The sequence below is a fragment of the Corallococcus sp. BB11-1 genome, from assembly GCF_026626625.1.
Classification (GTDB): domain Bacteria; phylum Myxococcota; class Myxococcia; order Myxococcales; family Myxococcaceae; genus Corallococcus; species Corallococcus soli.
Genome location: NZ_JAPNJY010000007.1, coordinates 435193 through 461670, shown reverse-complemented (window position 1 = coordinate 461670; position 26478 = coordinate 435193). Strand labels below are relative to the sequence as shown.

General features: G+C 71.2%; 31 protein-coding genes. 11 read left to right on the top strand and 20 right to left on the bottom strand.

Features of this window, described 5'->3' with window-relative positions; genetic code table 11:
- Positions 1-162 precede the first annotated feature (162 nt).
- The 20 genes from OV207_RS08605 to OV207_RS08510 form a co-directional block, all read right to left on the bottom strand.
- Positions 163-690 carry a chemotaxis protein CheW gene (locus tag OV207_RS08605; protein WP_267554102.1) on the bottom strand — a complete coding sequence of 176 codons (528 nt, stop codon included), beginning with the start codon at positions 688-690 and terminating at the stop codon, positions 163-165.
- Positions 687-1250 carry a chemotaxis protein CheW gene (locus tag OV207_RS08600; protein WP_193430578.1) on the bottom strand — a complete coding sequence of 188 codons (564 nt, stop codon included), beginning with the start codon at positions 1248-1250 and terminating at the stop codon, positions 687-689. Before OV207_RS08600 ends, OV207_RS08605 begins: the two co-directional genes overlap by 4 nt.
- Positions 1251-1285: 35 nt before the next feature.
- Positions 1286-3613 (bottom strand): chemotaxis protein CheA, encoded by a 2328-nt coding sequence (locus OV207_RS08595; protein WP_267554100.1) that lies wholly within the window; start codon positions 3611-3613, stop codon positions 1286-1288.
- Positions 3610-3984, bottom strand: coding sequence for a response regulator (locus OV207_RS08590; protein ID WP_193430576.1), 375 nt, complete (start codon positions 3982-3984; stop codon positions 3610-3612). Before OV207_RS08590 ends, OV207_RS08595 begins: the two co-directional genes overlap by 4 nt.
- A 56-nt stretch (positions 3985-4040) precedes the next feature.
- Positions 4041-4532 (bottom strand): M17 family peptidase N-terminal domain-containing protein, encoded by a 492-nt coding sequence (locus tag OV207_RS08585; RefSeq protein WP_193430575.1) that lies wholly within the window; start codon positions 4530-4532, stop codon positions 4041-4043.
- Entirely contained in the window at positions 4529-4951 is a 423-nt protein-coding gene (nusB, locus tag OV207_RS08580; protein ID WP_267554098.1) for a transcription antitermination factor NusB, read from the bottom strand. Before nusB ends, OV207_RS08585 begins: the two co-directional genes overlap by 4 nt.
- 4 nt (positions 4952-4955) lie before the next feature.
- Positions 4956-5456 carry a 6,7-dimethyl-8-ribityllumazine synthase gene (gene ribE, locus OV207_RS08575; protein WP_193430573.1) on the bottom strand — a complete coding sequence of 167 codons (501 nt, stop codon included), beginning with the start codon at positions 5454-5456 and terminating at the stop codon, positions 4956-4958.
- A gap of 84 nt (positions 5457-5540) precedes the next feature.
- Positions 5541-6203, bottom strand: coding sequence for a riboflavin synthase (locus OV207_RS08570; RefSeq protein ID WP_193430572.1), 663 nt, complete (start codon positions 6201-6203; stop codon positions 5541-5543).
- Between the two features lie 41 nt (positions 6204-6244).
- A complete protein-coding gene (gene ribD, locus OV207_RS08565) occupies positions 6245-7408 on the bottom strand; it encodes a bifunctional diaminohydroxyphosphoribosylaminopyrimidine deaminase/5-amino-6-(5-phosphoribosylamino)uracil reductase RibD (protein ID WP_267554094.1) in 1164 nt (387 codons plus the stop codon).
- A gap of 10 nt (positions 7409-7418) precedes the next feature.
- Complete coding sequence (gene nrdR, locus OV207_RS08560; RefSeq protein ID WP_120533839.1) at positions 7419-7922, bottom strand: transcriptional regulator NrdR; 504 nt, start codon at positions 7920-7922, stop codon at positions 7419-7421.
- 9 nt (positions 7923-7931) lie between these two features.
- On the bottom strand, positions 7932-9188 hold the full coding sequence (glyA, locus tag OV207_RS08555; RefSeq protein ID WP_120540523.1) for a serine hydroxymethyltransferase: 1257 nt from the start codon (positions 9186-9188) through the stop codon (positions 7932-7934).
- A 52-nt stretch (positions 9189-9240) separates the two neighbouring features.
- On the bottom strand, positions 9241-9687 hold the full coding sequence (gene rpiB / locus OV207_RS08550) for a ribose 5-phosphate isomerase B (protein WP_193430569.1): 447 nt from the start codon (positions 9685-9687) through the stop codon (positions 9241-9243).
- Positions 9688-9784: 97 nt separating this feature from the next.
- Entirely contained in the window at positions 9785-11041 is a 1257-nt protein-coding gene (gene fabF, locus OV207_RS08545) for a beta-ketoacyl-ACP synthase II (RefSeq protein WP_267554087.1), read from the bottom strand.
- A gap of 88 nt (positions 11042-11129) precedes the next feature.
- Positions 11130-11378 (bottom strand): acyl carrier protein, encoded by a 249-nt coding sequence (gene acpP, locus OV207_RS08540; RefSeq protein ID WP_193430567.1) that lies wholly within the window; start codon positions 11376-11378, stop codon positions 11130-11132.
- A 104-nt stretch (positions 11379-11482) separates the two neighbouring features.
- Entirely contained in the window at positions 11483-12232 is a 750-nt protein-coding gene (gene fabG / locus OV207_RS08535; RefSeq protein WP_267554085.1) for a 3-oxoacyl-[acyl-carrier-protein] reductase, read from the bottom strand.
- A complete protein-coding gene (gene fabD, locus OV207_RS08530; protein ID WP_267554083.1) occupies positions 12229-13167 on the bottom strand; it encodes an ACP S-malonyltransferase in 939 nt (312 codons plus the stop codon). Before fabD ends, fabG begins: the two co-directional genes overlap by 4 nt.
- 28 nt (positions 13168-13195) lie before the next feature.
- On the bottom strand, positions 13196-14203 hold the full coding sequence (locus OV207_RS08525; protein WP_267554081.1) for a beta-ketoacyl-ACP synthase III: 1008 nt from the start codon (positions 14201-14203) through the stop codon (positions 13196-13198).
- Between the two features lie 51 nt (positions 14204-14254).
- Positions 14255-15316 (bottom strand): phosphate acyltransferase PlsX, encoded by a 1062-nt coding sequence (gene plsX, locus OV207_RS08520; RefSeq protein ID WP_193430636.1) that lies wholly within the window; start codon positions 15314-15316, stop codon positions 14255-14257.
- Between the two features lie 20 nt (positions 15317-15336).
- Positions 15337-15525: a 50S ribosomal protein L32 gene (gene rpmF, locus OV207_RS08515; RefSeq protein WP_193430563.1), complete on the bottom strand. Its 189-nt coding sequence runs from the start codon at positions 15523-15525 to the stop codon at positions 15337-15339.
- Positions 15526-15583: 58 nt separating this feature from the next.
- On the bottom strand, positions 15584-16183 hold the full coding sequence (locus OV207_RS08510; protein ID WP_193430562.1) for a YceD family protein: 600 nt from the start codon (positions 16181-16183) through the stop codon (positions 15584-15586).
- A 166-nt stretch (positions 16184-16349) separates the two neighbouring features.
- Between OV207_RS08510 and OV207_RS08505 the strand changes: the two genes are divergently transcribed.
- The 11 genes from OV207_RS08505 to OV207_RS08455 all read left to right on the top strand — a co-directional run bounded on the left by OV207_RS08505 (position 16350) and on the right by OV207_RS08455 (position 26448).
- Entirely contained in the window at positions 16350-17276 is a 927-nt protein-coding gene (locus OV207_RS08505; RefSeq protein WP_267554078.1) for a hypothetical protein, read from the top strand.
- Positions 17273-17776, top strand: a complete 504-nt coding sequence (locus tag OV207_RS08500; RefSeq protein WP_267554076.1) for a hypothetical protein — start codon at positions 17273-17275, stop codon at positions 17774-17776. Before OV207_RS08505 ends, OV207_RS08500 begins: the two co-directional genes overlap by 4 nt.
- Positions 17777-17905: 129 nt before the next feature.
- Entirely contained in the window at positions 17906-18586 is a 681-nt protein-coding gene (locus tag OV207_RS08495) for a winged helix-turn-helix domain-containing protein (protein ID WP_267554074.1), read from the top strand.
- Positions 18587-18596: 10 nt separating this feature from the next.
- Entirely contained in the window at positions 18597-19952 is a 1356-nt protein-coding gene (locus tag OV207_RS08490) for a sensor histidine kinase (RefSeq protein WP_267554072.1), read from the top strand.
- A 13-nt stretch (positions 19953-19965) separates the two neighbouring features.
- Positions 19966-20928, top strand: a complete 963-nt coding sequence (locus OV207_RS08485; RefSeq protein ID WP_193430558.1) for a metallophosphoesterase family protein — start codon at positions 19966-19968, stop codon at positions 20926-20928.
- Between the two features lie 191 nt (positions 20929-21119).
- Positions 21120-22721, top strand: coding sequence for a S1C family serine protease (locus OV207_RS08480; protein ID WP_267554070.1), 1602 nt, complete (start codon positions 21120-21122; stop codon positions 22719-22721).
- Between the two features lie 159 nt (positions 22722-22880).
- On the top strand, positions 22881-23732 hold the full coding sequence (locus OV207_RS08475) for a sulfite exporter TauE/SafE family protein (protein ID WP_420715190.1): 852 nt from the start codon (positions 22881-22883) through the stop codon (positions 23730-23732).
- Positions 23729-24172 carry a DUF1634 domain-containing protein gene (locus OV207_RS08470; protein ID WP_267554066.1) on the top strand — a complete coding sequence of 148 codons (444 nt, stop codon included), beginning with the start codon at positions 23729-23731 and terminating at the stop codon, positions 24170-24172. Before OV207_RS08475 ends, OV207_RS08470 begins: the two co-directional genes overlap by 4 nt.
- Before the next feature lie 52 nt (positions 24173-24224).
- On the top strand, positions 24225-24704 hold the full coding sequence (locus tag OV207_RS08465) for a SixA phosphatase family protein (RefSeq protein WP_267554065.1): 480 nt from the start codon (positions 24225-24227) through the stop codon (positions 24702-24704).
- A 104-nt stretch (positions 24705-24808) separates the two neighbouring features.
- Positions 24809-25498, top strand: coding sequence for a response regulator (locus tag OV207_RS08460; protein WP_193430554.1), 690 nt, complete (start codon positions 24809-24811; stop codon positions 25496-25498).
- A gap of 125 nt (positions 25499-25623) precedes the next feature.
- Positions 25624-26448: a phosphate ABC transporter substrate-binding protein gene (locus tag OV207_RS08455; RefSeq protein WP_193430553.1), complete on the top strand. Its 825-nt coding sequence runs from the start codon at positions 25624-25626 to the stop codon at positions 26446-26448.
- The last annotated feature ends 30 nt before the right edge of the window (positions 26449-26478 follow it).

Sequence of the window (26478 nt, the reverse complement as noted above, 5' to 3'; positions counted from 1 at the left end):
CCCTCCGAAGCCGCCCTCCCGAGGAAAGCACCGGGGAGCAGCGCCCCAGGGGAAAAAGGCAGCGCCAGGAGGCAGGGCCCGAGCGCCTGCCCAGGGACGCCCGCTGGCCGCGCGAGGGGGCCCTGTCCGCCCTCGCCGGAGCACGGGACGGGAGCGCCGCGCTCAACCCGCCGTCGGGCCCCGCGACTCCCGGTCCAGCTCCGAGCGCAGCAGCGCCTTCAGGTCCAGGAGCAACCGCAGCCGCTCCGGCGGCCCACACACGCCCACGACGAAGGGCGTGCGGCCCGCGGCCATCAGCGCGGGCGCGGGCTTGATGTCGCCCTTGCGCACGCGCATCACCTCCGCGACGCGGTCCACCCGCACCGCCACGCGACGCGGTCCCAGCCGACACACGAGCAGCCGCGTGCGCTTCGTCTCCGGTGCGTCCTGCCCCAGCAGGCGACGGCGCAGGTCCACCACCGGCAGCATGGCGCCGCGCAGGTGCAGCACGCCCTCCACGAAGGCGGGGGCATGGGGGATGGGGATGACGCGCTGGGGCGGGAGGATCTCCTCCACGCGCATGATGTCCAGCACGTACTCCTCGTTGCCCACGAAGAAGGCGCACAGCTGCACCTCCAGCTCGTGCGCCGGAGCGTCGTCGGCCGTCACTCCGCGAGGACGGCGGGCCAGCAGGTTCACGGGGTCCGTCATGGGGCGAGCGCCTGCTCCGGATCCAACAGGATGTAGAGCTGCGAGCCCTTGCGGCCCAGCCCCGCCACGCAGTCGCGGTCGCCGCGCAGCCCCGCGGGCGACAGCTCCACCATGGACGGCTTGAGCCGCACCACGCCCGCCACCGAATCCACCCAGACGCCCGCCGGCCCGTCCTGCGTCTTGAGCACCAGGATGCGCGCGGCCCGGGGCGGCAGACCCGCGTCCGGCCCCGCCACCAGCGGCGGCGCGTCCGCCAGCCGCAGCCGCAGCTTGATGTCGTAGACGGGCAGCAACTCCCCGCGCAGGTTCATCACGCCCAGCAACTGCGGCTCCGAGCGCGGAATCTCCGTGAGCAGCGGCACCTTGCAGATCTCCCGCACGGTGAGGATGGGCACCGCGTAGCACTCGGCCTCCAGGCGGAAGGCCAGGTACTCCGTGGGCTCCTCCTCCAGGACGCGCGAGGCCAGCCCGTCGCTGCCCGCGGCGAAGTCCATGAGGCCGCTGACGTCCTCGTCCGGGCGGTAGAAGAACGCGTCGAGCAGGGCTTCGAAACGGGACACGCCCCGGAAGATAGCAGCCCCCCGGCACGGGCGCCTCAGGCCCGGCGCCGCTCCTGCGCGATGCCCTCTTCCAGCAGCTCCGCCACGTCCAGCACCAGCACCGTGCGCCGGTTGCCCAGGTCGGTGGCGCCGGAGATGCCCTTGACGCCGCTCAGCCTGCCCCCCAGCGGCTTGGTGACGATGTCCTGCTGGCCGAACAGTTCATCCACCGCGATGCCCAGCCGCTGCTGCGCCAGGCCCACCACCACCACGAAGTGGCGGTTCACCTCGCGCTCCGGCAGGTGGAACAGCCGCCCCAGCCGCAGGAAGGGCAGCGTCTGGCCGCGCAGGTCCAACACCTCGCGGCGCTCCACCGTGCGGATGTCCTGGGGCTGCACGGAGAGGATCTCCAGCACGCTGTTGAGCGGCACCGCGTAGGTGCGGCCGCTGACGCCCACCACCAGCGCGCGCACGATGGCCAGCGTCACCGGCAGCGTCAGGTGGAAGGCCGTGCCCTTCCCGCGCTCGCTCCACACGTCGATGATGCCGGACAGGTTGCCCAGGTTGTTCTTCACCACGTCCAGGCCCACGCCGCGCCCGGACAGCGCGCTGACGCTGGAGCGGGTGGAGAAGCCCGGCAGGAAGATGAGGTTGAGCAGCTCGCGCCGCGTCATCTCGCTGATCTGCGAGGAGGTGACGAGCCCCCGGGAGAGCGCCACCTCGCGCACGCGCGCCTCGTCGATGCCGGAGCCGTCGTCGCTCACGCTGATGAGGACGTGGTTGCCCTTCTGCTCCGCCCGCAGCCGCAGCAGCGCGCGCCGGGGCTTGCCCGAGGCCAGCCGCGCCTCCGGCCCCTCCGCCCCATGGTCGATGGCGTTGCGGATGAGGTGCATCAGCGGATCGCTCAGCTCCTCGACGATGAGCTTGTCCAGCTCCACCTCGCCGCCGGTGCTGACGAAGTCGATCTCCTTGCCCGCCTCGCGCGCGATGCGGCGCACCAGCCGCGCCAGCTTGTCGAACACCTGGCCCACCGGGACCATGCGCGCTTCGAGCAGGCCCTCCTGGAGCGCCTCCAGCTTGCGCTCCAGTTGCCGCGTCTCGCGCGACAGATCCTGGCCGAACAGCTTCGACAGGGCCACCGTCCCGTCCTGCCGGGACGCCTCCGCCAGCCGCTGGAGGTTCGCCTTGATGAGCAGCAGCTCGCCCACCATGTTGATGAGCCCGTCCAGCCGGCCGATGTCCACGCGCACCGTCTGCGTGAGCGAGCGCAGCGACGTCTCCTCCGGCCGGGGACGTCCGGCGGGCACCGGCGCGGACGCGGCCGCCTGGAGCCCGACCGCGGTGGACGGAGGGCTCGCCACCGCCCGCATGCGCGGCGCGGACGTCGGCACGGAGGCGAGGCCCGACGGCGCACCCGCCTGCGAGGGCCCCTGCTCCGGCGCCCCGGTGTTCGCCGGCAACAGCGGCGGCGACGTGCCCGGGCCCAGCGCCAGCGCGGAGGCGCGGGCCCCCTTCTTCTTGCGCTTCACGCGGGGCGACGCGACGGGGCCGGCGTCAGGGGCTTCCATGGACGGCCGGGCCGCGTCCGGCGACCGGGGCGGTTCGAAGCCGGGGCCCGGCGCGCCGTCCACGGAAGGCCGCACGACCAGCGGCTCCAGCTCCGCGGGCGTGCCGTGGAGGCCCGCCTCCAGCACCTGCGCGGCCACCTTCGCGCCGAAGATGAGGTCGAACGCGATGCCGGTGGCGCCCCCGGGGCGTGACGAGGGCAGCGTGCTGATGACCTCGCCCAGGGGCTTGAGGCGCGCGTTGAGGTCCGCCAGGCCCTGGTCGAAGTCGGAGAGGTCGAACGCGGCGCGCACCCGCCACAGCGCCACGCCGCGCCGCACGTTCTCGCGCAGCCGGTGCTCCTCGTACTCGGTGAAGACGGCGCGCACCTGCGCGTCCAGCTCCAGCCGCTCCAGCGGATCCTCTTCCACCGCGGCCGGCGGCGAGCCCATCCGCGCCAGCCGGTCCTCCATGGCGCGCGTGCGCCGGGTGAGGTCCTCGCCGTCCTCGCCCCGCGACGCCTCCCCGAGCAGCGACTGGAAGGTGTCCAGCGCGTCCACCAGCGCGTCCAGGACCTGGTCGTCCAGCGTCAGCCGGCCCAGCCGGAGCCTGTCGAGCAGGTCCTCCGCGGCGTGCGCGAGCTGGGTGATGCGCTCCTGCCCGAAGAGCCCGGACAGGCCCTTGAGCGAGTGCGCCGCGCGGAAGATGCCGTTGATGTGCTCCGGATCCGCCTCCTGGTCCCGGGCCTCGTCCAGCGCGAGCAGGTCCCTGCCCAGCGCGTCGAGGATCTCCGTGGCCTCGGCGACGAACTCCGCCAGCGCCTTGCCCCCGGGCGTCACAGCGGCTTCAGGAAGCGCCGCAGCAGCGCCTCCAGTTCCTCCGTCTGGAACGGCTTCACCAGGTAGCCCGCGGCCCCCAGCGCCATCCCCCGGGAGCGGTCCTGCTCACGCCCCTCGGTGGTGACGATGATGAGCGGCACGTCCCGGTAGTTGGGGTTCTTCTTGACGAAGTTGATGAGCTCCAGCCCGTTGATGTCGGGCATGTTGATGTCGGTGATGATGAGGTCGAAGCGCTGGCGGGGCAGCAGCTTCAGCGCCTCGAAGCCGCTGGCGGTGGTGACGGCCTCGATGCCGTCCACGGCCTCCACGGTCGCGGCGATGTGCTCGCGCGACACCTTGGAGTCCTCGACAATCAAGACCTTGAACTTCATCGCGCGCACGCCTCGGAGGTCGGATGCTAGCAGAACACCCGCCCGGGCACAGCGCGTCACCCCTTGCGGGATGACAGTGAGCCGACAAGCCCCTTGTCCGCCAGCAGCGACACCCGGGCCCCCTTGAAGGCCGGCAGGAACTGGCGCTGATACGCTTCCGCACGCGCCGCGTCGCTCAGGCCCGCGCCCCCGGGGATCTCCAGGGCCACCGACTCCACCTTCGCGCGGCTGAGCACCTTCGCCGCGCCCGCCAGCGCCTCGCCCAGCGCGGCCGGGTCCAGGCGCTTGCGCGCCCCCAGCCCCACCACGAAGATGCGCGGCACGGAGAACTTCCCGTCCGAGGGCAGGAGCAGCCAGTCATCCTTCACGCCGGTGAAGAAGCCACCCTGGAGCACGCGGGACAGGACGCCGCACAGCCGCCAGTCCACGTAGCCCGCGGTGGAGGGCAGGGGCCGGTCGTCCTCGGCCACGAAGAGGCACAGGGCGTCCACCCCGGCCAGCGCGTCCAGGCCCTCCAGGCCCACGTCCAGGGTGGTCGTCTGGCTCACGGCTTCCCGAGCGCCACCGCGACGCGGTCCAGCAGGCCGTTGACGAAGGCGCTCGACTCCTCCGTCCCGAAGTTCTTCCCCAGCTCCACCGCCTCGTTGATGGTCACCTTGCGGGGGATGTCCGGGCGGTGCTTCAGTTCGAAGATGCCCAGGCGCAGCACGTTCCGATCAATGCGGGACATGCGGTCCAGGCGCCAGTTGTGGCTGTGGCGTTCAATGAGCGCGTCGATCTCCTCGCGGTGGGCTTGCACCCCGTCGACCAGCTCCTTGGCGAACTTCACCGCGTCCGGCTCCGGCTTGCCGTCCTCCGCGGAGGCGGCCCACGCCGAGTCCAGGGCCTCCCGGGCAGCGCCCTGGGCCATGTCCAACTGAAAGAGCGCCTGCAACGCCCGCTCCCGTGCCGTTCTGCGCGCGCCCATGCGGTCAGCCCTTCCGTTCCGCGGCCGTCATGCGCGCGTAGAGGTTGACCATCTCGATGCAGGCCACGGCGGCCTCCGCGCCCTTGTTGCCCGCCTTCACGCCCGCCCGGTCGATGGCCTGCTCCACGGTATCGCACGTCAGCACGCCGAACGTCACCGCCGTGGGCTTCGGGCCCGCCGCCGCGCTGAACGCCACCGAACCCACGCCCTTGGCGCACTCGCCCGCCACGTAGTCGAAGTGGGGAGTCCCACCGCGAATCACCGCGCCCAGGATGACGAGGCCCGCGTACTGGCCGCCCTCCGCCACGCGCCGGGTGAGGCCGGGCAGCTCATACGTGCCGGGGCAGCGGTACACGTCGATGGCGTCGTCCTTCACGCCATGGCGCACCAGCGTGTCCACGGCGCCCTTCAGCAGCTCCTCCGTGATGAAGCTGTTGAACCGGGACACGCAGATGGCGAACCGGCCCTGGGGGGGGAGGAAATCCCCTTCGAAATAACGAGGCATGGCGCGCTCCTTACACCACCCCGCCCCCCGACGTCTGCACGGGGTTTGCCGCACCGCGCCCGCCCCGGAAATCCGGGGCCTTTCCTACCCGCGCGGGGTGAAGCCCGCCGCCCGGACCACCGCCTCCGACAGGCCGGCGCCCCGGGTCCCCTCCGGGGTGCCCCGGAGGGCGAACAGCCGGGCCACGTACTTGCCAATCAGGTCGCCCTCCAGGTTCACCTGGGCCCCCACCCCCTTGGCGTGCAGGGTGGTGCGCTCCTGGGTCTCCGGAATGAGCTGCACCCGGAAGCGGTCCGCCTCCACCGCGTTCACCGTGAGGCTGATGCCGTCAATCGTCACCGAGCCCTTGTCGATGAAGCAGGGCGCCAGCTCCGGGGGCAGCCGGAACACCATCACCCACGAGCCCCCTTCCGCGAAGGCCTCCAGCACCTCGCTGACGGCGTCCACGTGGCCCGACACCAGGTGGCCTCCCAGCCGGTCCCCCAGCGCCAGGGCCCGCTCCAGGTTCACCTTGTCGCCCGCGCGCCGGGCGCCCAGGGTGGTGCGCCGCAGCGTCTCCGGGGCGGCCTGCACGCGGAAGGTGTCCCCGCCCTTCTCCACCACGGTGAGGCACGCGCCGTCCACGGCGATGGATTCCCCCAGCGCGAACGCCTCCGCGCCCAGCGAGGTGCGGATCCACACGTCCGTCATCGCCCCGGGGGTGATGCGGGTGATGGTGCCAGTGTCCTGGATGAGGCCGGTGAACATGGCCGGATTTTATAGCGGAAGCGCGCGCCGGGCGCTGGCCTTCAGAGCAGGGCGCGCAGCAGGACGTCGTCCCCCACCTTCTCCAGCTTCAGGTCCTTCACCGCCAGCGCCTGGGCCATGTCCTTCACGCCCAGCTCTCCGGCCCACGACAGCCCACCCGCGCCCACCAGCTTGGGGGCGAGGAACAGGTCCAACGAATCCGCCAGGCGCTCGCGCAGCAGCGTGCCGTACAGGCCCGCGCCGCCCTCCACCAGCACGTGGTTGAGCCCCTCCTTCGCGATGCGGCGCAGCACGGCCTTCAGGTCCACGCGGTCCTGCTTCGCGCGCACGTGCCAGACCTCCACGCCCTGCGCCAGGAAGCGCCGCGCCTTGCGCCCCTCCGGGTCATCCAGCGTGGCCACGATGGTGCGCGCAGGGCTGCGCTGGGTGAAGACGGTGTGTCCGGGCGACAGCTTGAGGTGCGAGTCCACCACCACGCGCACGGGGTCCTTGCCCCCACCGCCGGGCAGCCGGGTGGTGAGCCGGGGGTCGTCCAGGCGCACCGTGTTGGCGCCCACGAGGATGGCGTCCACCTGATCGCGCAGCCGGTGCACCCAGGCAAGCGCGGCCTCCCCCGTCACCCAGCGCGAGCTTCCGTTGGCCGCGGCCAGCTTCCCGTCCAGCGTCGAGGCGGCCTTGAGCGTCACCCACGGCAGGCCCGTGCGCATGACCTTGAAGAAGGGCCGGTTGAGCGCGTCCGCCTCGTCCTTGAGGACGTGCGTCACCACCGCCACGCCGCCGCGCTTGAGCCGGTTGAGGCCCTTGCCGCTCACCAGCGGGTTGGGGTCCGACGAAGCGCTGAACACGCGCCGCACGCCGGCCTCCAGCACCGCGAGGCTGCACGGCGGGGTGCGCCCGTAGTGGTCGCACGGCTCCAGCGTCGTGTAGAGGTCCGCGCCCCGCGCCTTGGAGCCGGCGGCCTCCAGCGCCACCACCTCCGCGTGCGCCGTGCCGGCCTTCTTGTGGTGGCCCCGCGCGATGATGCGCCCGCCCTTCACCAGCACCGCCCCCACGACGGGGTTGGGGCTGGTGCGGCCCAGGCCCTTGGCGGCCTCCTCCAGGGCGATGCGCATGAAGAACTCGGCCACGGCGTGGTCGAAGTCCGCCGCGCGTTTCGCCCGGGGCGTCTTCGCCGCCTGCAACCGTCCCCGCGTGAGCAAGCGCATACCGCCCTTCCTAACCGTCCTTGGGCGGAGTCGAAGGTGGCTTCACCTTGCGCTCGCGCTCCTGGTCCTCGAGCAGGTCCTTCAGCTCGTGCATGAACTCGGAGATGTCCCGGAAGCTGCGGTACACGGACGCGAACCTCACGTACGCCACCTCATCCAGTTGCTGCAGCCGCCGCATCACGTGCTCGCCAATGGAGGACGAGGGCACCTCCTTCTCCCCCATCCCCTGGAGCATCCGCTCGATGTCCTCCACCGTCTCTTCCAACTGCGCGGCGGACACCGGGCGCTTCTCGCAGGCCTTCTTCAGGCCGTTGAGCATCTTCTCCCGGTCGAACGCCTCGCGCCGCCCGTCCTTCTTCACGATGAGCGGGTAGAGCTCCTCCACCCGCTCGTACGTGGTGAAGCGTCGCTTGCAGGCCAGGCACTCGCGCCGCCGTCGGATGACGGAGCCCTCATGCGACTCTCGCGAGTCGATGACCTTGTTCTCCGCGTCCTGGCAGAAGGGGCAGCGCACGGGGGCGGGTTACTTCAACCGCGAGGCGTACAGCGGGAAGCCCTGGGCCAGGTCCTTCACCTGGCCGCGCACCCGCGCGAGCCCGGCGTCGTCCTGCGCGGAATCCAGCGCCTCACCAATGAGCCTGCCCACCACCGCCATCTCCTTCTCGCGCATGCCGCGCGTGGTGATGGCCGGCGTGCCCACCCGGACGCCGGAGGTCACCATCGGCTTCTCCGGGTCGAAGGGGATCATGTTCTTGTTCACGGTGATGCCCGCCTTGCCGAGCACCTCCTCCGCCACCTTGCCGGTGAGCTTCTTGGAGCGCAGGTCCACCAGCATCAGGTGGTTGTCCGTGCCGCCCGAGCACAGCCGCAGGCCCGCGGACTTCAGCGCCTCCGCCAGCGCCTGCGCGTTGGCGACGATCTGCTTCTGGTAGGCCTTGAACTCCGGCGTCAGCGCTTCCTTGAAGGCCACCGCCTTGCCCGCGATGGCGTGCATCAGCGGCCCGCCCTGGATGCCGGGGAAGATCTGGCTGTTGATGCTCTTGGCGAAGGCTTCCTTGCTGAGCACCATGCCGCCGCGCGGCCCCCGCAGCGTCTTGTGCGTGGTGGTGGTGACGATCTCCGCGAAGGGCACCGGCGAGGGGTGCACGCCCGCGGCCACGAGGCCCGCGATGTGGGCCATGTCCACCAGCATGGAGGCGCCCACCTTGTCGGCGATCTCCCGGAACTTCGCGAAGTCGAGCGTGCGCGGGTAAGCGCTCGCGCCCACCACCAGCACCTTGGGCTTGTGCTCCAGCGCCAGCGCCTCCACCTGCGCGAAGTCGATGGTCTCCGTCTCACGCGTCAGGCCGTAGTGGACGACCTTGTAGAGCTTGCCGGAGAAGTTGAACGCCGCGCCGTGGGTGAGGTGGCCGCCGGAGTTCAGGTCCAGCGACAGCATGGTGTCGCCGGTCTTCATGAGGGCCATGAAGGCGCCCATGTTGGCCTGGCTGCCGGAGTGCGCCTGCACGTTCACCGCGTCCGCGCCAAACAGTTCCTTCGCGCGGTTGATGGCCAGCGTCTCCGCCACGTCCACCACCTCGCAGCCGCCGTAGTAGCGCTTGCCGGGGTAGCCTTCGGCGTACTTGTTGGTGAGCACGGAGCCCACCGCCTCCATCACCGCCGGGCTGACGAAGTTCTCCGAGGCGATGAGCTCCAGCCCCTCCTCCTGACGCTCGGTCTCCTGACGGAGCACCTGGGCGATTTCAGGATCCACCTGGGCCAGCGTGCGGGTGTTCTCCATGGGGTTGCCTCCTGGCGACGAACGGGGACAGCGTGGGGACGACGGCGGAGCTTCAGCGCTGCTGGGCTTCGACGTCGCGAATCTTCTGGACGCGCTGCTCGTGGCGGCCGCCCGCGAAGGCGGTGTCGAGGAAGGCCTCGAGGATGCCCCGCGCCACGCCCACGCCCACCACGCGCTGGCCCAGGCACAGCACGTTGGCGTCGTTGTGCGCGCGGGTCATCCGCGCCTCGAACTCGGTGGTGCACAGGGCCGCTCGCACGCCCCGGTGCTTGTTGGCCACGATGCTCATCCCGATGCCGGTGCCACACACCAGCACGCCCAGCGTGCCGGCGTCCGCCACCACCGCGCGCGAAACCTGCGACGCGAAGTCCGGGTAGTCCACCGACTCACGGGTGTGGGGACCCAGGTCCTCGAACGCGACGCCGCGCTCCTTCAGCAGGGCCACCAGGTCCTGGCGCAGCTCGAGTCCCGCGTGGTCGGAGGCGAGGATGACTTTCACGGCCGGACTCCGAAGCGGCGCCCGCTGAAAGGGCGGGGCCTGGAAGGGAAGGCCCCTGCCCGCCGCCCCGTGCAGGGGAGTAGCGGGCCGGAAGCCATCAGGTGAAGCGCTTGAACACCAGCACCGCGTTGGTGCCACCAAAGCCGAACGAGTTGCTCATCACCGCGTCCACCCGGGCCTCGCGCGCCTGGTTGGGCACGTAGTCCAGGTCGCAGTCGGGGTCCGGCGTCGTCTGGTTGATGGTGGGGGGCAGCACGTTGTGCGTCAGCACCCGCACGCTCACCACCGCCTCCGCGCCCCCCGCCGCGCCGAGCATGTGGCCCGTCATCGACTTGGTGGAGGACACCGCCAGCTTGCGGGCGTGGTCCCCGAACACGGCCTTGAGGGCCTTGGTCTCGTTGGCGTCGTTGAACGGCGTGGAGGTGCCGTGGGCGTTGATGTAGCCCACCTCCTCCGGCCGCATGCGGGCGGACTGGAGCGCCAGGCGCATGCAGCGCGCCGCGCCCTCGCCCTCCGGGGCCGGCTGGGTGACGTGGTACGCGTCCGAGTTGGCGCCGTAGCCCACGATCTCCGCGAGGATGTTGGCGCCGCGCTTCTTCGCGGACTCCAGCTCCTCCAGCACGACGATGCCCGCGCCCTCGCCCATCACGAAGCCGTCGCGGTCCTTGTCGAACGGACGGCTGGAGCCCGCGGGGTCGTCGTTGCGCGTGGACAGGGCCTTCATGACGGAGAAGCCGCCCATGCCCAGGGGCGTGATGGCCGCCTCCGCGCCGCCGGCGATGGCCGCGTCCGTCTCACCCAGGCGGATGGACTTCCAGGCCTCGCCGATGGCGTGGGCGCTGGTGGCGCACGCGGACACCGGGGCCCAGTTGGGGCCCTTGCAGTTGTAGCGCATGGAGATGAGGCCCGGCGCCATGTTGACGATCATCTGGATGATGAAGAAGGGGGACAGCCGATCAAACCCCTTCTCCAGCCCCTTGCGGTGCTGCTCCTCCAGCGAGGAGATGCCCCCGATGCCGGAGCCCACGATGACGCCCACGCGCTCCGGATCATAGCCATGGGGCGCGTCCGGGCCGATGGGCAGGCCCGACTCCTTCACCGCCATGTCGGCCGCGGCCATCGCGTACTGGGCGAACAGGTCCATCCGGCGCACTTCACGCCGGTCGATGAACTGCTCGGGCTGGAAGTCCTTCACCTCGCCCGCGATGCGCGCGTCGATCTTCCCCGGATCGAAACGGGTGACCGCACCGATTCCGGATTGACCGGCCAGGAGCGCCTGCCAGTTCTTCTCGGTGCCGGTGCCCAGCGCTGAAATCATGCCGGTGCCGGTGATGACGACTCGACGGTTTGACACTTGTCCTCTCCACTGACCGCGGACGGCGATGGGACCGGAGCGCCGGTGACGCGCGCCCCCGTGGCCCCGACACTCCAGGATGCCGCGGCTACTTCTTGTGGGTCTTCACGTAGTTGATGGCGTCGCCGACGGTCTTGATGTTCTCCGCCTCGTCGTCGGGGATCTCGACCTCGAACTCCTCTTCCATCGCCATCACCAGCTCGACGATGTCGAGGCTGTCCGCGCCCAGGTCCTCGATGAAGGAGGACTCGGGCTTGATCTCGTCCTCTCCCACTCCGAGCTGGTCGGCGATGATGGACTTGATCTTGGCTTCGACGTTCACGGTGGCAGTCGTCATAAGTGTAAATCCTCCAGCGGCCGGGGCGGGCCCCAGCTTGACTCACGGGCTGTCTTAAAGGCCGGCGCGGTATATCCCACGCCCGGCGGCAATCCAACCTTGGCTTACATGTACATGCCGCCGTTGACCTTCAGGACCTCGCCGGTGATGTAGGACGCCGCATCACTCGCGAGGAACACCACCGCCCCGGCGACCTCCTCCGGATTGCCCAGGCGGGCCAGCGGGATGCCGCCGACCATCTTCTGGCGCAGCTCGTCGTCCAGGTGGGACGTCATGTCCGTCGCGATGAAGCCCGGGGACACGGCATTGACCCGGATGTTGCGGCTGGCCAGCTCCTTGGCCACCGACTTGGTCATTCCGATAAGCCCCGCCTTGGCCGCCGAGTAGGCGGCCTGTCCCGGGTTGCCCATCTCCCCCACCACGGAGGTGATGTTGATGATGGCCCCGCTCCTCTGCTTCATCATGGGGCGGCTGGCGGCGCGAATCAGCGCGAAGGGGCCCCGCAGGTTGGCGTCCAGTTGCTTGTCCCAGTCCTCGTCCTTGACGCGCATGACCAGGCCGTCCACCGCCAGGCCGGCGTTGTTCACGAGCACGTCCAGCCGGCCGTGCGCCTTGATGACGCCCTCCACGGCGCCCGCGCACGCGGCGGTGTCCAGCAGGTCGAAGCGGATGGCCTCCGCCTTCGCGCCCGCCTGCTGGAGCAGGCCCACGGTCTCCTGGGCGGCGGCTTCGTTGCCCACGTAGCTGATGACGACGGTGGACGCGCCCGCCTTCGCGAAGGCCAGCGCCACCGCCCGGCCGATGCCGCGCGAGCCACCCGTGACCAGCACCACCTTCTCATTGAAGCCGCTCATGCTGCCTCCAGCGCCGCCAGCACCTTCTGCAGGGTCGCGGCGTTCTCGACGTTGAACGATTCGATGTCCTTGGTGATGCGCTTGATGAGGCCGCCCAGCACCTTGCCCGGCCCCAGCTCCACCACGTGCGTGACACCGTTCGCCTTCAGGGCCTCCACGCACTCAATCCAGCGCACCGGCGCGCTCACCTGCGACAGCAGCAGCGGCACCACGCGAGCGGCGTCCGAGTTGGGCGTGGCCTCCACGTTGCTGACCACCGGCACCTGGGGCGCGAGGATGCGCACGCCCGCGAGCACCTCCGCGAGCCTCGGCTTCACCGGATCCATCAGCGCGCAGTGGAAGGGCGCGGAGACGGGCAGCGGCATCACGCGCTTGGCCCCGGCCTCCTTGCACCGCAGGCCCGCGCGCTCCACCGCGGCCGCGTGGCCGGCGATGACGGTCTGCTCGGGCGAGTTGTAGTTGGCGGGCGACACGATTTCACCTTCGGCCGCGGCGTCGCAGGCGGCCTTCACCGCGTCCGGCGCGAGCCCCAGGATGGCGGCCATGGCGCCCACGCCCGCCGGCACCGCCTCCTGCATGAACGTGCCGCGCGCGCGCACCGCCCGCGCCGCGTCGCTCAGGTCCAGGGAGCCCGCGGCCACCAGCGCGGAGTATTCCCCTAGCGAGTGGCCCGCGACGAACAGCGGGGCCGGGCCGCGCGCCTTGAACACCGCGTGCACCGCCGCCGACACCGTGAGGATGGCCGGCTGGGTGGTCGCGGTGAGCTTCAGCGCGTCTTCCGGCCCCTCGAAGCAGGTGGTGGAGAGCTTCTCACCGAGCGCTTCGTCCACGGCGTCGAAGACGGCGCGCGCTTCGGGGAACTGCTCGTAGAGGTCCTTGCCCATCCCCACGGCCTGGCTGCCCTGCCCGGGAAACACGAACGCGACCTTCGCCATGTTGCGGTCCTTCCTTGTGTCGTCCTGCCTACCAGCGCACCACCGCGCTGCCCCACGCCATGCCCGCCCCGATGGCCATCATCGCGATGACATCCCCGCGCTTGAGACGGCCGGCGCGCTGCGCCTCATCCAGCGACATGGGCAGCGAGGCGGACGACGTGTTGCCGTACTTGTGCAGGTTGAGCCAGCATTTTTCGCGCGGGATCTCCAGACGCGCCAGCACGGCTTCCAGGATTCGCAGGTTCGCCTGATGCGCGATGACGTGGTCCACCTGCCCCGGGTTCATCCCCTGGGCCCCCAACGAAGCCTGGGTGGATTCCACCAGCGCACGCACGGCGAAGCGGAACACCTCCTTCCCGTTCATCTTGAGCTTGTGAAGATTTGCATCCACGTTGTCCGCGGTGACGGGGGTGCGCGAGCCGCCCGCGGGGATGCAGAGCAGGTCCGCCATCGCGCCGTCGGTGCGCAGGCAGGTGGAGAGGATGCCGCGGGGCGCCACGGCGTCCGGGGCCTCGTCCTGGGCCGGGCCCGGGCCGAGCACCATCGCGCCCGCGCCGTCCCCGAAGAGAACGCAGGTGTTGCGATCGGACCAGTCCACCGCGCGGGTGAGCAGCTCCGCGCCCACGACGAGCGCGCGCTTCACCTGGCCCGTGCGCACGAACTGGTCCGCCACGCTCAGGGCGTACAGGCCCCCGGCGCACGCGGCGGACACGTCGAAGGCGAACGCGCGCCGGGCGCCCAGCTTCGCCTGCACCAGCGCGGCGCACGAAGGCATGGGCATGTCCGGGGTGACGGTGCCCACGATGATGAGGTCCAGGGCCTCGGGCGCCACGCCCGCCATCTCCAGCGCCTGCCGGGACGCCTGCACGGCCAGGTCGCTGGTCGCCTCATCCGGCGCGGCCTGACGGCGCTCCTGGATGCCGGTGCGCTCGCGGATCCACGCATCGGACGTGTCGACGAGCTGCTCCAGGTCCTGGTTGGTCAGGACGCGCGCGGGAGCATAGGAACCGGTTCCGAGGATCTGGGTGCGTGACACGAGGTTTCTCCGATGAAGCGCCGTCGGAGCCCTCCACCCGGGCCACGCGCTCTAGTCAGGAACCTCTTCCGTCTCCGCCTTCCTTCCCCGCGCGTGGGGCGGAAGCCAGGAGGCGGCATTGGCAATGCAGCGCGTCAGCTCTTCCTGCACACCCGCGCGCACGTGCTGGAGCGCGGTGACGAGCGCGTTGTGGATGGCGCGAGGGGACGACCGGCCGTGCGCGACGATGCCCACCCCCTGGAGGCCCAGGAGCGGCGCGCCGCCGTATTCAGCGTAGTCCATGACGCGGCGCAGGCCCGCGAGGGTGGGCTTGAGCAACAGCGCGCCCAGCTTCTCCGGAAGGCCGCCGCGCTTCTCGATGGCCTGACGCAGCAGGCCGGTAATGCCCATGCCCACACCCTCCGACGTCTTCAGGACGATGTTGCCCGTGAAGCCGTCGGTGACGACCACCTCCACATCCCCGGAGAACAGGTCCTTGCCCTCCACGTAGCCCACGAAGTCCAGGTCCGAGCGCCGCAAGAGCGCGCTGGCGTCCCGCGTCAACTGCGTGCCCTTGGAGGGCTCCTCGCCGTTGGAGAGCACCGCCACCCGGGGGCGCTTCACGCCCAGCAGGGTGCGCAGGTAGGCCTCGCCGAGCACGGCGAACTGGGCCAGGTGCGAGGCGCGGCAGTCCACGTTGGCGCCCGCGTCGAGCAGCAGGCAGCGGCCACCGCCCTTGAGGGCCGGGAACAGGGCCGCGATGGCAGGACGCTCCACGCCGGGGATCCGGCCGAGCGTCAACATGCCGCCGGCCATCACCGCGCCGGAGTTGCCGGCGGAGACCAGGGCGGACGCCTCCCCTTGCCGGACGAGCGCGAAGCCCACCCGGAGCGAGGAGTCCCGCTTGCGTCGGAACGCAGCGGTCGCTGGGTCGTCCATCTCCACCACCTCCGACGCGTGGTGGAGCTGGACGTTGGCAGGGGCACCGGCGCGCTCCAGGACGGGGCGTACACGCGTGGCGTCCCCGACCAGCACGAGTTCGTGCCCGGGATACGCTCGCGCGAACAGCACGCCCCCTTCCACGACGGCGTCAGGGGCGTGGTCGCCACCCATCGCGTCGAGGACGAGCCGCACCGGCGTCATCCGCCTTTCAACTACTCCGCGGCGGTCGCGATGACTTCACGGCCCCCGTAGTTGCCACAGGCCGCGCAGGCGCGGTGCGGCATCACGGGCTCCTTGCACTTGGAGCACTTGATGACCTGCACGGCGGTCCGCAGGTTGTTGTTGCCCGCCCGACGACGGTCCCGGCGCATCTTCGACGTCCGCTTCTTGGGAACTCCCACGACTCACCTCGGCATCGGACCCGTCCCCCCTCGCGACCTGCGAGGGGCATAGGGACCGTCAGTTCAGCTTGATGTTCATCAGCGGCGACAGTCGAGGGTCGGAGACCTTCGGCGTGCAACCGCACTTCTTCTCATTGAGGTTCTGGCCGCACTGCGCACAGAGCCCCTGGCAGTCATCCCGGCAGACCGCGCTCATCGGGAGGGCGAGCAATACCTGTTCTCGGACGATCGGATCCAGATCGATCGTCTTTCCGTCGAACACCTGCTCATCCGTATCGTTGATGGCGAAGGTGCCGCCCGACTCGCCCTGGGCGCGCTCCTTCTTCTCCATGACCTTCTCGTCGTCGTCCTTGAAGTCATCCCCCCGGGCCAGCGACTCCGGCACCAGGTTGAGGGTGAAGGACACCGGCAGGTCCATCTTCACGTCGGTGAGGCAGCGCTTGCAGGGGGCCGTGATGTTGAGCGTGAAGCTGCCCTGCAGCAGCACACCGCCACTGAGCTTGCGCAGGGAGGCATGGAGCGTGGACGGTTGGGTCGGCTGGAAGCCGGTGTCGTGACCCGACGCCGCGCCACCCAGGACCTCCGACAGGAGCCCAAGAGCGATGGGCTCATCGAGCTTGAGCCCCGCATCTTTGATTTGTTCAATCTTTACGAGCATCTACGAGGCGTCCCATCCAAAAGGGCGCGCAACATAGAGGGACTCCCCCCGTCAGTCAACACGCCGGATTTCACCGCGACCTCCCAGACGGCGCCGCCGCCCCGAACGGACGGCGACATTGCGTCGCGTGGATCCCTTCAACACCGCTCTGGTAGGTTTCCTTCTGATGCACACCCCCGCCCGACGTTGGCGGGGCGCACTCTGCGTCGCGGGACTCGGGCTGACGCTCGCCCTGCCGGCCCAGGCCCGTGCGCCCCTTCCCCCGCCTCCCCTCTTCCAGCTGGGACCGGCCAGCCCCGCCATCACCGAGGCGCGCGAGCTGCTGGAGGCCGGCCGCTTCCAGGAGACGCTGTCCGTCGTGCAGCGCGGGCTGGATGCCCCCGACGTCACGGACGACGAGCTGGTGGAGCTCTACCGCCTCCAGGGACTCACCGCCCTCTACGTGGGGGACGAGCCCCTGGCGCGGGGGGCCTACGAGAAGCTGCTCCAGGCCCGGCCGGACTTCGAGCTGCCCCGCTCCGCGCCCCCCAAGATTCGCGCCCTGTTCGCGAAGCTGAAGGAGGACCTGAAGCACCGCCGCGTCCACCCCGTCACCCTGGAGGTGGACCCCATCCCGGACCCCGCGCCCGGGGAGACGGTGCGGGTGGAGGCCACGCTGCGCGACATGGCGCTGGGCGCGCGGGCCCGGCTGTTCTACCGGCGCGCGGGGGCCCAGGCCTTCTCCTCGGTGGACTTCGTTCGCGACCGCGCCCGGCCGGAGCACTACAGCGCCGTGCTGCCCTCCTATGAGCTGCCGGTGGAGAGCACCTCGTATGAGGTGGAGTACTACTTCGAGGTCGTGGACGCGGCGCAGCGCAGGCTGGCCGGCCGTGGCGACCCGTTCCACCCCCTCCTCTTCCAGGTGGCCCCCCGGAACGCCCCCACCGCCACCCTGACGGAGGGCCAGGGCCGCCCCTGGTACAAGAGCCCCTGGGTCTGGGTGGCCGTGGGCGCGGTGGCCATCGGCGGCACCGCCGGGGTGGTGGCCCTCACCTCCTCCGAGGACCGGGGCCGGGTCCCCCTCACCATCCGCGTGGAGGACGCCCTGCCATGAGACGCCAGGAGAGCCTGTGCCTGCTCCTGGGCCTGGGGGCCGTGCTGGCGGGCTGTGGGCCGGACGCGGGCACGGACACCCGGCCGGTGGGCCTGGAGGTCGTCTTGAGCCGCGCCGTCGCCAGCCAGGTGGGCGCCTACCAGGTGGCGGTGCTCAAGGACGGCGCGAAGCGCAACTGCACCGAACTGCAACGCACCTGCCTGGCCGCGCAGGTGGAGCCGGGCGTGCTGCTGGACCTCCGGGACGCGGACGGGAGGTCGGGGCGCACGCTGCGCTTCCCCTCGGCGCCCGGGGGCGCGGCGATGGAGCTGGCCGTGGACGTGCCGGTGGGGCGCGACTACGCGCTCGTCATCGAGGCCCTGTCCGCGGACACGCCCACCCGCTTCCTCGGCAGCTCCTGCAACTACCTGCGCGAGGTGAACGCCGGCCGCAACGCGGCGCTGGTGGCGGCGCCCATCGAGCTGACCGAACAGGCGTGTGATCCGGTGTTCCCGCGCTGAAGCCCGCGCCTCTGAAGGGGGGAGGCGGGCAGGCATGGCGCATGGATGTCACATGGTTGTCCCGAGCGGGCCGGAACGAATCTGTTACGGGACGCCACGGATTCCATCCCCTTCGCGGGAGCAACCTTCATGACGCGCATCCTCATCATCGAGGACGAGCAGGACCTGGCCGGCCTCGTTGACTACAACCTCCGCGCGGCCGGCTTCGAGACCGACACGGCGAACACCGGCGCGGGGGGCCTGGCCCGGGCCCGGGCGCAGCCGCCGGACCTGGTGCTGTTGGACCTGATGCTGCCCGACGTCGCGGGCGGCGAAGTGCTCCGCATGCTCAAGAACGACCCGGAGCTGAAGAAGGCCGCGGTCGTCATCGTCAGCGCCAAGGGCCAGGAGGCCGACCGCATCCAGGGCCTGGAGCTGGGCGCGGACGACTACGTGGTGAAGCCCTTCTCCGTGCGCGAACTGCTGCTGCGCGTGAAGGCCGTGCTGCGCCGCGCGGACGCGGAGGAAGGCCCCGCGGCGGTGCTGTCCGCGGGGGACATCGGCCTGGACACGTCGCGCCACCAGGTGCGCGTCAAGGGCGAGGAGGTGGTGCTCACCGCGCTGGAGTTCCGCCTGCTGCGCACCCTGCTGGAGCGCAGCGACCGCGTGCAGACGCGCGAGGTGCTGCTGTCCGACGTCTGGGGCATCCAGGCGGAGATCCACACCCGCACCGTGGACACCCACATCAAGCGCCTGCGCGAGAAGCTGGGCCCCGCGGGCGACATCATCGAGACCGTGCGCGGCGTGGGCTACAAGCTCAGCCCTCCCTGAAGCTCCCACCATGCCCCTGCGCTCCACGCTCCTGGCCCTGCTGGTCCCCGCCCTGCTGGTGGGAACGCTGCTCGTGCTGTTCGGACATCCCACGGGCGCGCTCGCCGCGGGCCTCGTCACGCTCGCGGGCTCCGCGCTGGCGCTGGGGACGAGCCGCGTGGCCATGGAGCGCCAGCTGCGCGCCCTGACCCAGAAGACGCAGTCGCTGGCCGAGGGCGTCATGTCCCCCGCCAGCCTGGAGCGCACGGACGACCTGGCGCAGCTGGAAGACGCCATCGACACGCTGGATGACCGGCTGTCCACGCGCAACGCGGCCCTCAACCAGGAGGCGCGCATCCTCACCGCCGTGCTGGACGGCATGGCGGAGGGACTCTGGGTGACGGACGCCGAGGGCACCGTGGTGCGCCACAACGACGCGCTGGCGGAGATGCTGCGCCCCGCTCAGGGCGCCATCGTGGGGCAGCGGCCGCTCGCGTTGATCCGCAACGAGGCCCTCAATGACGCGGTGGCCCGCGCCTGCCAGGAGGGCGCGTCCACGCGGCTGGAGCTGACCCTAGAGGGGCTGTTCTCCCGCACGCTGGCGGTGCGCGTGACGCCCGTGGGCCGCGACCTGCCCGGCAGCGCCGCCGTCTTCCATGACGTCACCGAGCTGCGCCGGCTGGAGAAGGTCCGCAAGGACTTCGTGGCCAACGTGTCCCACGAGCTGCGCACGCCCATCACCGCCATCCGGGGCTACGCGGAGACGTTGCAGGGCGGCGCGCTCAACGACGCCCAGGCCGCCCCCCGGATGGTGGAGATCATCCACCGCCAGTCCGAACGGCTCTCCGAGCTGGTGGAGGACCTGCTGGAGCTGTCCCGCCTGGAGGCGCGCGAGATGACCTTCCAGCGCGCCGAGGTGCCGCTCGCGCTGGCCCTCTCCCGCGCCGCCGAGGGCGTCCGCCCCAAGGCCGAGGGCAAGAACCAGCAGCTGGGCCTCCACATCCCGCCGGGGCTGGTGGCCCTGGGGGATGGGCGGGCCATCGAGCAGGTGCTCCTCAACCTGCTCGACAACGCGGTGAAGTACACGCCCTCCGGAGGGCGGGTGGACGTGGACGGAGCGTATGAAGGCGGCCGCTGCGTGGTGCGCGTGCGCGACACAGGCGTGGGAATCGAGCCCAAGCATCTTTCCCGGATTTTCGAGCGATTCTACCGGGTGGACAAGGGCCGCAGCCGGGACATGGGGGGCACGGGGCTGGGCCTTTCCATCGTGAAGCACCTGATGGGCGCGATGGACGGGGAGGTGAAGGTGGAGAGCCAGCCGAACGAGGGCAGCACCTTCGTCATTTTTCTACCCTCTGCGGCTGGCCCGACGGCGGCGACGGGCTAGGATGGGGGCGGCCATGCGGGTCGCCATCCTCGCGGACATTCACGGAAACCTTCCGGCCTGCGAGGCCGTGCTGGACGACATCACCAAATCGGTGGCGCCGGATTACATCGTCGCGGCCGGAGACTTGGCCCTGCGCGGGGCCCATCCGCGTGAGACGGTGGAGCTGCTCTTCAGCCGCTGCCACGCGCTCATCATGGGCAACACCGACGCGTACCTGGCCGGCAACTACCTGGGCGGCGCGTACCGCGAGCGGGACCACTGGAAGACGGAGCTTCTGCGCTGGACGCGCGACCAGCTGGGCGACGCGCTGTTGCAGCAGCTGGGGCAGATGCCCTTCTCGCTGCGCTACACGCCGCGCAAGGGGCAGGACCTGTTCATCTGCCACGCCAACCCGCGCAACCTGGAAGAGTCGCTGGATCCCACGCTGGACGACCACGCCGTGCGCCGCTTCTTCACGCACCTGGACGCGGCCGCGTGCGCCTTCGGCCACCTGCACTTCCCCTACCGGCGGCGCGTGGGCCGGATGCTCATCGCGGACGTGGCCAGCGCCGGCATCCCGCGCGACGGCGACCTGCGCCCCGCCTACGGCGTCTTCACCTTCACCCCCAAGGGCTGGCGCGTGCAGATCCGCCGCGTGCGCTACCCGGTGCGCAAGGCCACCCAGGCCCTCACCGCGCGCCGCGTGCCCGGCGGGCCGCTGCTCATCCACAAGCTCGTGGAGGCCAGATACCGCCACCACAACGCCCTGATGGAGGCCGCGCGGCGGCACTCGGGGCTGCCTCCTCCGGGGCCCGTGCTGCGACCGCCTCCCGGCGCCTCCGGGGCCCCCGGCGCGGCCCGGCCCGCGCTCGCCGCGCCGTTCGAGAACGGACCTCCGCCCGAGGTCGACCCCTCCACCCTGCCCACCGACATGGACGGCACGGTGACGGGCGCGGCGCCGCTGCCGCTCGACGCGCTCAACGACCTGGACGGGTGAGCCTTCCGCCCACCGGGTGCGTGCGCGTGGGGAGCGCCCGTCCGGGAATGGACAGGCCCGCCGCCACTTCTGACGGACAGCGGGCGATTGCCCGCGCCAATCGTGGCCTGGGTCCCGCACGCCCAGGTGCGTGTGGGCACCAGGAGCCTTAGCAACAAAGAGGCGACGACATTCACGACGGAGGAGGGGCCATGGTCTGGTGGACGGTCGGACTGTCGGTGGTGGCGGTATCCCTGGCCACGGCGGGTGCGCAGCCCCCTCCCCCCGCGCCGCCTCCCGAGTCCACGCCCCAGGCCGCCGGCACGCCGCCCGCCGCGCCCTTCTGCGAGGGCGAGTACGCGGACAGCTACAGCGCGCTGTCCGCCCAGGCGCGCGCCTTCGAGCAGTCGGTGAAGAAGAAGTACACGTACTGCGTGCGCAGCACCGCCGTGTACGAGTGCCTGTCCTACGGCGCGGAGGGCAACGTGCGGCGCACGCGCACGTCGGTGTCCGCGCACGGCACGGCGTTCGCGTACCGGCAGCAGGCCGGAGAGACGCTGCTGCTCACCAACGAGCACGTCGTGGAGTGGCCGGACGTCACCAGCGACGCGGACGCGGTGGAGAACGTGCCGTCCGGCTGCAAGCGCGTGAAGGACGGCCTGAGCATCGTGGAGAACGAGGCGGACGCGTACGACCGCGACGACATCCCGCTGTCCAAGGCGGTGGTGGATCCACAGCTGGACCTGGCCGTCATCAAGTCGAAGACGCCGCTGACGGTGCTGCCGTGGAAGGTGGGCCGCAGCGCGGGCGTGCGCGAGCGCGACGTGGTGGACGTGCGCGGCTTCCCGCTGGGCGTCTTCAACGCCACCAACATGGGCAAGGTCATCTCCGCCTACGACCGCGACGAGTACAAGGAGTGGTACCACGACGACTTCGTCATCGACGCGCTCCTGTCCCAGGGCAACTCGGGGTCGCCCGTGCTGGCCATCTCCTGCAAGACGGGCGAGTTCGAGCTCGTCGGCGTCTACCACGCGGGCTACTCGCGCGGCAGCGCGCTCAACGTGGTGGTGGGCATCGACCAGGCGCGCGACCTGATGAACAACCTGCGCCGGACGCCCAGGCGCGCGGAGGCGAACCCGCCCCTGGATGCGCTGGCGCGCGCGCGCATGCGCAAGCGCGCGGAGGTGTCCGCCACGCCCTTCTTCCCCTTCGGCTCGCGCACCGCGGCGGTGTTCCCCCGCGCGGATGGCACGCTGCTCTTCGCGCTGTACGGCCAGGACTTCCCGCGCCGCGTGCATCCGCTCGTCGTGCTGGAGGACCTGCCCGCGGCCTCCGTGGACCAGGGCTTCGGACGCGCGGGCCGCGTCTGGTTCGGCGGGGAGCGGGGCCTGCTGGAGCGCACGCGCGCGGAGCAGGACGCGGAGCTCCAGCAGCAGCTCGCGCGCCTGCTGGATGCGCTGCGCCGGGACGCGACGCTCGCGTTCTCCTACCAGGACTCGCTGCCCGCCTCCGACGAGTCCCGACAGACCTTCGACACGTCCGCCCGCCTCAACAAGACGCTGGAGCGCACCATCGTCGCGCACCGCGAGCTGAGTGACGCCGCCGCGGAGCTGGCGGATCGCTTCGCCCCGGACGTCACCGAGTCCGCGACCCGCACCGAGTCCGTGCTGAAGAACCCGCCGCCCCCGGGCATCCACCTGGGCAGCGCCTCCGAACCCGCGGGGGCCTCCCCCGCGAACCCGCCGCCGCCCCGCGACTCCGGAGCGCGGCAGCCCGCCCGCAGCGCCAAGGACGGGCCCCCGTCGCGCAGGTAGCCGCCTCCCCTACTTTGGGAGCGAGGGCCGTCGCCACGCCGCGACCGCTGGAGCGCGGATGACCCGCCCGTCACGGAGGGTGCGCCAGGGCAGGCGGCCAGACGGGCTCCGAGTGAAGCGGCTTGCATGCGCCCGACACGGGAGGAAGATGGCCGCTCCTTGGACGCCACTCCGTTCAACTTCGTCGCCATCGTGTTGCTGATCTCGATGGGCGCGGGCCTGCTGGGCTCGCTGCTGGGGTTGGGCGGAGGCCTCATCCTCATCCCCGTGCTCACGCTCGTGCTGAAGGTGGACATCCGCTACGCGGTGGGCGCCTCCATCGTGTCCGTCATCGCCACCTCCAGCGGCGCGGCGGCGGCCTACGTGCGGGACGGCCTGGCCAACCTGCGCGTCGCCATGTTCCTGGAGCTGGCCACCGTGGCCGGCGCCGTCACGGGCGCGATGCTCGCGGGTCAGGTGGGCGGCCGCGCGCTGTACCTCCTCTTCGGCGCGGTGATGGCGTACTCGGCGCTCGCGATGCTGCGCAAGCTGCGCCAGGACGACACGCCGCGCGAGGAGCCCGCACCGGATGCGCTCGCGGACCGGCTCGCCCTGCACGGCAGCTACCACGACGCGTCCACCGGTCAGGACGTGGCGTACCGCGTGCAGCGCCCCCTCACCGGCCTGGGGCTCATGTACGTGGCGGGCACGGTGAGCGGCCTGCTGGGCATCGGCTCTGGCGCGCTGAAGGTGCCGGCCATGGACCTGGCGATGGGGCTGCCCATCAAGGTGTCCACCGCCACCAGCAACTTCATGATTGGCGTGACGGCGGCGGCCAGCGCCGGCATCTACTTCGCGCGAGGCGACATCGACCCCTTCATCGCCGGCCCCGTCTGCGTGGGCGTCACGGTGGGGGCCTACGCCGGCTCGCGCTACCTCACGAAGCTCAAGAGCGGCTCCCTGCGCGGCCTCTTCGTCGCCGTCCTGCTGTGGGTGTCCTACGAGATGCTGTCCAAGGGGATCCACGGATGAGCCAGCAAGCCCCCGAGCCCCCCGCGCCGGAGCTGACCCCCAGCGCCAGCCACCCGGAGGCGGTGCCCCTGGCGCCGGAGCTGCTCATCAGCCAGTTGCTGCGCGTGGGCGTGCTGCTGAGCCTGTCGCTCGTCATGTGCGGCATGGTGATCACGTTCATCCGCCACCCGGACTACTTCTCCTCTCCGGACGCGCTCGAGCGGCTCACCGCGCCGGACTCCGCGCCCCACCGGCTGGCGGACGTCTTCGAGGGGGTCCTGGCCGTGCGCGGGCAGTCCTTCGTGATGGCGGGCCTGCTGGTGATGATCACCGTGCCGGTGCTGCGCGTGGCGCTGTCGTTGGGCCTCTTCCGCGCGCAGAAGGACCGCACCTACGCCGCCATCACCACCGGCGTGCTGGCGCTGCTGCTGCTCGCGTTCTTCCTGGGCGGCGTGGAGTAGTCCACCGGTTCGTCACACCCGGAGGGACGGAAGCCGCGCTACAACGCGCCCCATGGCCGACCACGACCTGCCCCTCCTGCTGGTGCGCCACGCCGTCGCCGAGGACTCCCACGCGCTGGGCGACGAGGCCCGCGCCCTCACCCCGAAGGGCCGCGCCGCCTTCCGGCTGCACGCGCGCAAGCTCGCCCGCCTGACGCCCCTCATGGGCATCCTCACCAGCCCCCTGGTGCGCGCGGTGCAGACCGCGGAGCTGCTCGCGGAGGCGCTCTGCCTGTCACACGTGGAGGTCCACCCCGCCCTCGTGCCCATGAAGGGCGCGGCCCGCCATGTCCTGAAGCTGGCGCGGGAGGTGGGTCCGGGCTGGGCGCTGGTGGGCCACAACCCGTCCCTGGAGCGCGCCGCCGCGCTCGCGCTGGGACAGGACCTGCCAGACACGCTGCGAAAGGGCTGCGCGGTGGCCCTGCGGCCCCAGGGGCGTGACTTCTCCCTGCAATGGCTGGCCTCGCCAGGGCGTCCGTTGCGACGCCCGTGACCCGTCCTCCCGGGCACCGTGGCGTCCCCGGTGATGGACGTGACGCAGTTGTTGCCGGCGCGTCACGTCGCCGCGAAGGGACGGGCGCACAGTACGCAGCCGCCATGTCCCACGTTCTCATCGTCGACGACGAGCGCGACCTCGCCGAGCTCATCGACTTCAACCTGCGCGGCGCCGGCTTCTCCACGCACCTGGCCTTCACCGGGGAGGCGGCGCTGCAGGCCGCCCGCGAGCAGTCCCCGGACGTGGTGCTGCTGGACCTGATGCTGCCGGACCTGTCCGGCATCGAGGTCTGCCGCCACCTGCGCGCGAACTCCCGGCTGCGCGACGTGCTCATCGTCATGCTCACCGCCAGGAGCGAGGAGGCCGACCGCATCCGCGGCTTCGAGGTCGGCGCGGACGACTACGTCGTCAAGCCCTTCTCCGTGCGCGAGCTGGTGCTCCGGCTCAAGGCCATCCTCCGCCGCGCCGCCACGCCCCAGCAGACCACCCCGCCGCTGGCCCTGGGCCCGCTGCGCCTGGACGTCACCGCGCACCGCTTCTACGTGGAGGGCCAGGAGACGACCCTCACCGCGCTGGAGTTCCGGCTGATGGAGCACCTGATGGCCCGGCTGGGCCGCGTGCAGACGCGCGAGCAGCTCCTGGAGGAGGTGTGGGGCCTGTCCAGCTCCCTGGAGACGCGCACCATCGACACGCACGTCATGCGCCTGCGCGACAAGCTGGGCAACGCCCGCGCCCTGCTGGAAACGGTGCGCGGCGTGGGCTACCGCATCGTGGACCCCACCGCCGGATGAGCGCGGGCGCGGGCGTTGCCGTCACCCATTTGTCACGCAAGGGCCGTCAAACGGCCACATCCGCCCCATAGATCGTGACGCGGCCCGCTGTTCACCCTCCAGTGGCGCTTCCGAGGAGACACCCCATGAAGAAGACCCTGCTCTCGAGTCTCGTCGCCCTTGGCCTCACGGTCCTCCCGCTCGCCGCCCAGGCGGGCACGGTGACGGTGAAGGGCTCGGACACCATGGTCATCCTGGCCCAGCGCTGGGCGGAGGCGTTCATGAAGAAGAACCCGTCCGTGAAGGTCCAGGTGACGGGCGGCGGCTCCGGCACGGGCCTGGCGGCGCTGCAGAACGGCACCACCGACATCGCCATGTCCAGCCGCGAGATGAAGAAGGCGGAGGAGGACAAGCTGAAGGCCGGCGCCAACGCGGCGCCCACGGGCCTGTCCGTGGCGAAGGACGGCGTCACCTTCTACGTCAACGCGTCCAACCCGCTGGACGCGCTCACGGTGGAGCAGCTCCGGGACATCTACCTGGGTGACACGACGTCGTGGAAGGCCGTGGGCGGCGCGGAGGCGCCCATCGTCCTGTACTCGCGGGAGAACTCCTCCGGCACCTACGTCTTCGTGAAGGACGCGGTGCTGGACGGAGAGGACTTCGCCTCCGCCGCGCAGACGCTCCCGGGCACGGCCGCCGTCGTCAACGCGGTGTCCAAGGAGAAGCACGGCATCGGCTACGGGGGCGCCGCGTTCGCCAAGGGCATCAAGGAGCTGAAGGTGAAGAAGGGCAACGAGGCCTTCGCCCCCTCGGCGCAGAACGTGAAGAGCGGCAAGTACCCGCTGTCGCGCGACCTGTACTTCTACCTGCGCAACAAGCCCGCCGGCGACGTGAAGGCGTTCATCGACTTCGCGCTGTCCCCCGAGGGCCAGGCCATCGTCACCCAGGTCGGCTACTTCCCTGTGAAGTAGTGGCCGTCCCACGTCCGTCACCCGCGCGCG

What these genes read in the sequence shown, in the direction of transcription:
- OV207_RS08605 (WP_267554102.1), bottom strand. Translation starts at nt 690, where the DNA reads ATGACGGACCCCGTGAACCTGCTGGCCCGCCGTCCTCGCGGAGTGACG.
- OV207_RS08590 (WP_193430576.1), bottom strand. Translation starts at nt 3,984, where the DNA reads ATGAAGTTCAAGGTCTTGATTGTCGAGGACTCCAAGGTGTCGCGCGAG.
- nusB (WP_267554098.1), bottom strand. Translation starts at nt 4,951, where the DNA reads ATGGGCGCGCGCAGAACGGCACGGGAGCGGGCGTTGCAGGCGCTCTTT.
- ribE (WP_193430573.1), bottom strand. Translation starts at nt 5,456, where the DNA reads ATGCCTCGTTATTTCGAAGGGGATTTCCTCCCCCCCCAGGGCCGGTTC.
- OV207_RS08570 (WP_193430572.1), bottom strand. Translation starts at nt 6,203, where the DNA reads ATGTTCACCGGCCTCATCCAGGACACTGGCACCATCACCCGCATCACC.
- ribD (WP_267554094.1), bottom strand. Translation starts at nt 7,408, where the DNA reads ATGCGCTTGCTCACGCGGGGACGGTTGCAGGCGGCGAAGACGCCCCGG.
- glyA (WP_120540523.1), bottom strand. Translation starts at nt 9,188, where the DNA reads ATGGAGAACACCCGCACGCTGGCCCAGGTGGATCCTGAAATCGCCCAG.
- acpP (WP_193430567.1), bottom strand. Translation starts at nt 11,378, where the DNA reads ATGACGACTGCCACCGTGAACGTCGAAGCCAAGATCAAGTCCATCATC.
- fabG (WP_267554085.1), bottom strand. Translation starts at nt 12,232, where the DNA reads ATGAGCGGCTTCAATGAGAAGGTGGTGCTGGTCACGGGTGGCTCGCGC.
- fabD (WP_267554083.1), bottom strand. Translation starts at nt 13,167, where the DNA reads ATGGCGAAGGTCGCGTTCGTGTTTCCCGGGCAGGGCAGCCAGGCCGTG.
- OV207_RS08510 (WP_193430562.1), bottom strand. Translation starts at nt 16,183, where the DNA reads ATGCTCGTAAAGATTGAACAAATCAAAGATGCGGGGCTCAAGCTCGAT.
- OV207_RS08505 (WP_267554078.1), top strand. Translation starts at nt 16,350, where the DNA reads ATGCACACCCCCGCCCGACGTTGGCGGGGCGCACTCTGCGTCGCGGGA.
- OV207_RS08500 (WP_267554076.1), top strand. Translation starts at nt 17,273, where the DNA reads ATGAGACGCCAGGAGAGCCTGTGCCTGCTCCTGGGCCTGGGGGCCGTG.
- OV207_RS08495 (WP_267554074.1), top strand. Translation starts at nt 17,906, where the DNA reads ATGACGCGCATCCTCATCATCGAGGACGAGCAGGACCTGGCCGGCCTC.
- OV207_RS08490 (WP_267554072.1), top strand. Translation starts at nt 18,597, where the DNA reads ATGCCCCTGCGCTCCACGCTCCTGGCCCTGCTGGTCCCCGCCCTGCTG.
- OV207_RS08485 (WP_193430558.1), top strand. Translation starts at nt 19,966, where the DNA reads ATGCGGGTCGCCATCCTCGCGGACATTCACGGAAACCTTCCGGCCTGC.
- OV207_RS08480 (WP_267554070.1), top strand. Translation starts at nt 21,120, where the DNA reads ATGGTCTGGTGGACGGTCGGACTGTCGGTGGTGGCGGTATCCCTGGCC.
- OV207_RS08470 (WP_267554066.1), top strand. Translation starts at nt 23,729, where the DNA reads ATGAGCCAGCAAGCCCCCGAGCCCCCCGCGCCGGAGCTGACCCCCAGC.
- OV207_RS08465 (WP_267554065.1), top strand. Translation starts at nt 24,225, where the DNA reads ATGGCCGACCACGACCTGCCCCTCCTGCTGGTGCGCCACGCCGTCGCC.
- OV207_RS08460 (WP_193430554.1), top strand. Translation starts at nt 24,809, where the DNA reads ATGTCCCACGTTCTCATCGTCGACGACGAGCGCGACCTCGCCGAGCTC.
- OV207_RS08455 (WP_193430553.1), top strand. Translation starts at nt 25,624, where the DNA reads ATGAAGAAGACCCTGCTCTCGAGTCTCGTCGCCCTTGGCCTCACGGTC.